This is a genomic window from Gammaproteobacteria bacterium CG11_big_fil_rev_8_21_14_0_20_46_22, from assembly GCA_002796245.1.
In the GTDB taxonomy this organism is placed as follows: domain Bacteria; phylum Pseudomonadota; class Gammaproteobacteria; order UBA12402; family UBA12402; genus 1-14-0-20-46-22.
Genome location: PCWT01000023.1, coordinates 1 through 4,198 on the forward strand (window position 1 = coordinate 1; position 4,198 = coordinate 4,198).

At 37.2% G+C, this 4,198-nt stretch carries 6 protein-coding genes; 3 read left to right on the forward strand and 3 right to left on the reverse strand.

Annotation, left to right across the window (positions count from 1 at the left end; all coding sequences use genetic code 11):
• Nucleotides 1–188 precede the first annotated feature (188 nt).
• Both COV52_02345 and COV52_02350 read left to right on the forward strand, forming a co-directional pair.
• Nucleotides 189–473, forward strand: a complete 285-nt coding sequence (locus COV52_02345) for a hypothetical protein (GenBank protein ID PIR11620.1) — start codon at nt 189–191, stop codon at nt 471–473.
• On the forward strand, nt 460–876 hold the full coding sequence (locus COV52_02350) for a hypothetical protein (GenBank protein ID PIR11621.1): 417 nt from the start codon (nt 460–462) through the stop codon (nt 874–876). The genes COV52_02345 and COV52_02350 overlap by 14 nt, the downstream gene beginning before the upstream one ends.
• Before the next feature lie 60 nt (nt 877–936).
• On the opposite strand, the gene COV52_02355 is transcribed toward COV52_02350, so the two are convergent.
• Nucleotides 937–1,878 (reverse strand): hypothetical protein, encoded by a 942-nt coding sequence (locus tag COV52_02355; protein PIR11622.1) that lies wholly within the window; start codon nt 1,876–1,878, stop codon nt 937–939.
• Nucleotides 1,878–2,459 carry a hypothetical protein gene (locus COV52_02360; GenBank protein ID PIR11623.1) on the reverse strand — a complete coding sequence of 194 codons (582 nt, stop codon included), beginning with the start codon at nt 2,457–2,459 and terminating at the stop codon, nt 1,878–1,880. The genes COV52_02355 and COV52_02360 overlap by 1 nt, the downstream gene beginning before the upstream one ends.
• Before the next feature lie 182 nt (nt 2,460–2,641).
• Between COV52_02360 and COV52_02365 the strand changes: the two genes are divergently transcribed.
• A complete protein-coding gene (locus COV52_02365) occupies nt 2,642–2,908 on the forward strand; it encodes a hypothetical protein (GenBank protein ID PIR11624.1) in 267 nt (88 codons plus the stop codon).
• Nucleotides 2,909–3,213: 305 nt separating this feature from the next.
• On the opposite strand, the gene COV52_02370 is transcribed toward COV52_02365, so the two are convergent.
• Entirely contained in the window at nt 3,214–4,149 is a 936-nt protein-coding gene (locus tag COV52_02370; GenBank protein PIR11625.1) for a MerR family transcriptional regulator, read from the reverse strand.
• Between the last annotated feature and the right edge of the window lie 49 nt (nt 4,150–4,198).

Here is a 4,198-nt window from a genome sequence, read left to right on the forward strand (position 1 = left end):
CTATGTAGTAGTAGAATCAAGTGCTTATCTTAAAGCACTCGAGACTGTCGCACTACCAAATAGAATTCACCCTACGTTAAAGTGCCCCTTCTTTTGGGGTAGAGCCAAAAATAACGGAAAAATACTCCTTTGTTTTATCGAATTTGTTTGATATTTTGCTGGCTGGATTATTATTAAAGGTGCTTTTAATGGTACAAATGACACCTGAAAAAAAACAAAAAATTGTTGAAACCCTTAATGAAAAAAAGGCTATTTCACCATGCCCTCGATGTAGAAATAACAATTTTACGCTTATGGATGGCTACTTTAACCAAGTAATTCAGCAAGGGGTAAGTAATATTCAATTAAGCGGACCCGCTATACCTTCTGTTATAGTTGTCTGTAATAAATGCGGATATATGAGCCAGCATGCTCTTGGAGTTTTGGGTTTAATGCCACCCAAAAAGGACGGTGGTGATAATGATTCAAAATAACGAAGCCTATAAGTCTGATGGAGTTCTTGGCACTGGTGATTCTCCTGAATCTCGAGAAACGTTAAAGCATGCAGTAACTTACTATGAGAATTTGGATCAAAAAGTAATTACAATTACTGAGGACAAATTGAAGTTAATACTTATAGGGAGCTTTAAAAAACTGGAAGATAAAAAAACCTGGATTACCCCTTTTGGTATATTTATTGCCATTTTGCTTGTTTTTCTTACTACAGAAAATTTTAGAAACTTCTTATCTATACCCGCCCCAGCTTGGCAAGCTGCGTGTTATATAGCGTTAGTTGTATTTTTTTGTTGGATGCTTTGGTCTGTTGTGAAGGTGTTTTTGAATTGGAAAGTATCTATTGCTAGCGTAATTAATGAAATAAAAAATGACAAAGAGTAAGGAGCATGTTTTTTGCTGTATTTTTCATTTTGATATAAAAAAACATGTGTTTAGTATTATTTATATTTGGTTAGAGTATTTTTTAATTTTATTTATTATGCTGCTAAAATTAGGCTGTTCGCCAAAATAAATCGCCGATTTCTTCTCAAATTCTTTTGCATATAGTTCCAGTATTTCTTTATCAGATAACAGAAAAGCTTCATTTTTACTAATATCTTTTTCATCGGCTGAGCGGAAGCGTTTTGCTTTGTGTAATTGATATTCATCGGTGCCGATAAAATCTAAAACGCGCTGTTGTTTTAATAGCTGATAAACATCATAGTAATGCCGTAGAAAATTAATTGGCATGGTTTTGTTTTTCTGTTGCAGGCGATATTTAGTTGAGATGGTTTGTAGTTTTTCTACGAAAGTATACTCAGGGCAGTAGCATTTTACTTGTTTGGCGCGATTATCAATCACATCAATATTGAGCGCCAGTGCTTTGTCTAATGCCCATGAGCTAATGTTACAAGGAATATTGGGTGTGGTTTGATCAAAGCCTAACTCTAAAACAATACCAGGCTTTAAAGCATCAATTGTAGAAAAATGTGAATGATATTCGCCACGTATACCCGCGCTACGCATTTTTTGTGGCTCATCAAAGTTGTGATCACGGGTAAATTGCATATTGGCAATATTGAGCTGATCAGCAATGGTGTTGAAGAAATTTTCTCTACCTTTGATGTGAGCAGGTTTGTTGTGGTTTTTACCGGTTTTAATATTAGCGGATTTACCAGGATGAATTTGAATATCGATATCTTCACTGAAGCGCTCAATGATATTAAATCCCTTTGATAAAGATGTGCCGCCTTTTAATTCAAAATCGAAGCCTTGCTGTTGCAGGCCCCATAAACAGTGCATAAGCCAGTAGTCTTTTTCAACAATCGAAGGAATCACTCGTTTTTCTTTAGCCACAACTTCAAATAATTGTTTAACGTCAGGCAGTGCATGTAAAAATGGCATTAGGCTAACTCCGCAAAGAATTTTTTCGTGGCAACCTTGCCATATTGCTTTGCGCATCCTGCGGCTTGTTTTAATAGGTCATCTGATAGTTTGTTTTTTATTTTCGCCTTTAAAGCTTCAACGTTTTCATCGGCTAATTCATTTAGATTGTTAAGTAGGTCAACAAGAAGAAAAGCTGGCGTTAATTTTTTAGGAAAGCCGCGAGCAGGGCGGCGAAAATCAAATGCTTTATTGCCTAACTTGAAAACGCCATGTCGTTTGTAATTATAAACGACAGTACGGTTGTAAAGCTGGGTTAATCCTAAGCCGAGTGAGTTATAATCATTCCATGATAATAATAAGAAATCATCATCGCGTAGAAAGGCCTTTACTAAATCTTTATCATTTGGTGGTAGATGACCAAAACGAGAGGCTTTGGGCGCGTAATATAAACCCGGTGCGACTTTTTCTAATAAACCCTCAACAGATAAACGCATTAAGTCACGATCCACGGCTTTTGAATAGGGTGCTAAGTCTTCTCGTCGGTAGACGTGACCAGATTTTAAATGATGGGCTAACTTCTCAAAGCTTCGTGTATACATGAGTGTTATATTATCCTTTGATTAGTATTTATGCAAGTATTTTTAGTAAAAATTCATGCATTAATGACATGGAGAATGATTGTTTTAAGTGTTTAAAATGACCTTAAAGGGGGCTGAAAAACGCCAAACAACACTAAGAAACCTTAATTGTAACTATCTGATTATAAAGAGCTTAAAGTTGCATGAAAGGTGGTGAAAACATTGATGTGAAAAATGATATTTCTTTTAATATTCAAGTGGTTAGGAGTGTCGGCGCAAAAGACTTAAAATCCCTCGAGTGTATAACTCGTGCCGGTTCGACTTCGGCCCCGGGCACCATTTTCACCTTTAAATCAGTGGGTTACGAGCGCCGCTCAGTTTCATCTTTTTTCTTTATTCTATGCTTCAAATATCGCTTGCGGGGCTTTTGCGGGAGTCGCTGTGGGGGATTTTTGATCCCGCATTTTTGAGCACTTTTGTATCATCTTGAATTTAAAGTGCAAGCTTAAGGGTAAAAAAACACACGTAAAGGATTTTCAATCCCTCGGGGGTAGTGTGATTTTTTCTTGAAGTGTTGTTAGCCCCACTAGTTTAACCTCGCAGTTTTAATGCAGTGCGGTCAAAACGTCGATTTGCCTACGTCGCCATGGTTATGGGGTTAACGTTTTGATGTTAGCATCAAGAAAAATGACGTTGCAAGACTTTAAAAATCGTCTTTACTAAAATTAGGAATGAGCAGCTTTGTCCATATGAAACTGCTCGTTCCTGTGGTCATCTAATTTAATAACCAATCACGTTGTGCTTTTGACAAGCGTTTATCAGCAACAAGTTGGTCCATAAATTCATCGATGCCTTGTTGATAATCACCAAACATTTCATCAATTATCTCTTGCCAGTCTTCACGCAAATGCTTTGGTGTGTTGACGCCAACTTGATTGAGAATAGTAAAAACTCTTTCAAGCCAATAAGCTTCAATTGCTTTATCAAGCCAAGCAGCAAGTTCAGGGGATAGTCCATGTTCACCTTGATCTTTTCCTTGCTTCATACCTTTTTCCCAAAGTGCAGTGCGCAACCCCGCGAATTCACGGCCATAAAGCTCGTCGACCATATCCATACAGTGTTTTGCTAAAGCAACCGCTTTTTTTGATGTTGGGTCTTGATTGACATGTTGCTTTATTTCTTCTACAAGCGCCGCCCAATCTTTTTCAAATTTTGCATGCTCTTCTTTTGTGAATCGCTCATCTAAGCTTTTTTCGAATTTTGCATATTGCGCAAGCTCTTCTTGATTAAGTACTTCGCGTACCCATTCATGTTCAATGTGTTTTGTCATTTGATATACCTCTATTAGTTCCAATGATTTTTGCCATGATATTGATTTATCATTGCTACATTCAGATATCATACGATCTAAGACATGACTTGCCTCATTGAGCGCGTGAGCCTCTTGTTTTAAATAATCAGCTTGCAGCCGCAAATGTTGAATTACATCAACATCGCTCTCTAATAATACTTTGATTTTAGAAAGCTCAAAGCCAAAAAATTTTAAAGCAATAATCCTTTGTAATTTTGATAAATCAGCTTCGGAGTAAACGCGATAGCCATTGGCTCGCCGCTCTGATGGCTTCAATAGACCAATTTTGTCGTAATGATGCAATGTTCTTACTGATACATTAGTCATCTCACTCAGCGCTTTTGCGTACCATGTTTTCATCGTATTTCCTCCTTGATTTGGATGTTAGGCTATGACGCAACGTCAGGGT

Excerpts from the sequence above, each read along its gene's own strand:
- COV52_02350 (PIR11621.1), top strand. The coding sequence starts at position 460 with ATGATTCAAAATAACGAAGCCTATAAGTCTGATGGAGTTCTTGGCACT.
- COV52_02365 (PIR11624.1), top strand. The coding sequence starts at position 2,642 with ATGAAAGGTGGTGAAAACATTGATGTGAAAAATGATATTTCTTTTAAT.
- COV52_02360 (PIR11623.1), bottom strand. The coding sequence starts at position 2,459 with ATGTATACACGAAGCTTTGAGAAGTTAGCCCATCATTTAAAATCTGGT.
- COV52_02355 (PIR11622.1), bottom strand. The coding sequence starts at position 1,878 with ATGCCATTTTTACATGCACTGCCTGACGTTAAACAATTATTTGAAGTT.
- COV52_02370 (PIR11625.1), bottom strand. The coding sequence starts at position 4,149 with ATGAAAACATGGTACGCAAAAGCGCTGAGTGAGATGACTAATGTATCA.
- COV52_02345 (PIR11620.1), top strand. The coding sequence starts at position 189 with ATGGTACAAATGACACCTGAAAAAAAACAAAAAATTGTTGAAACCCTT.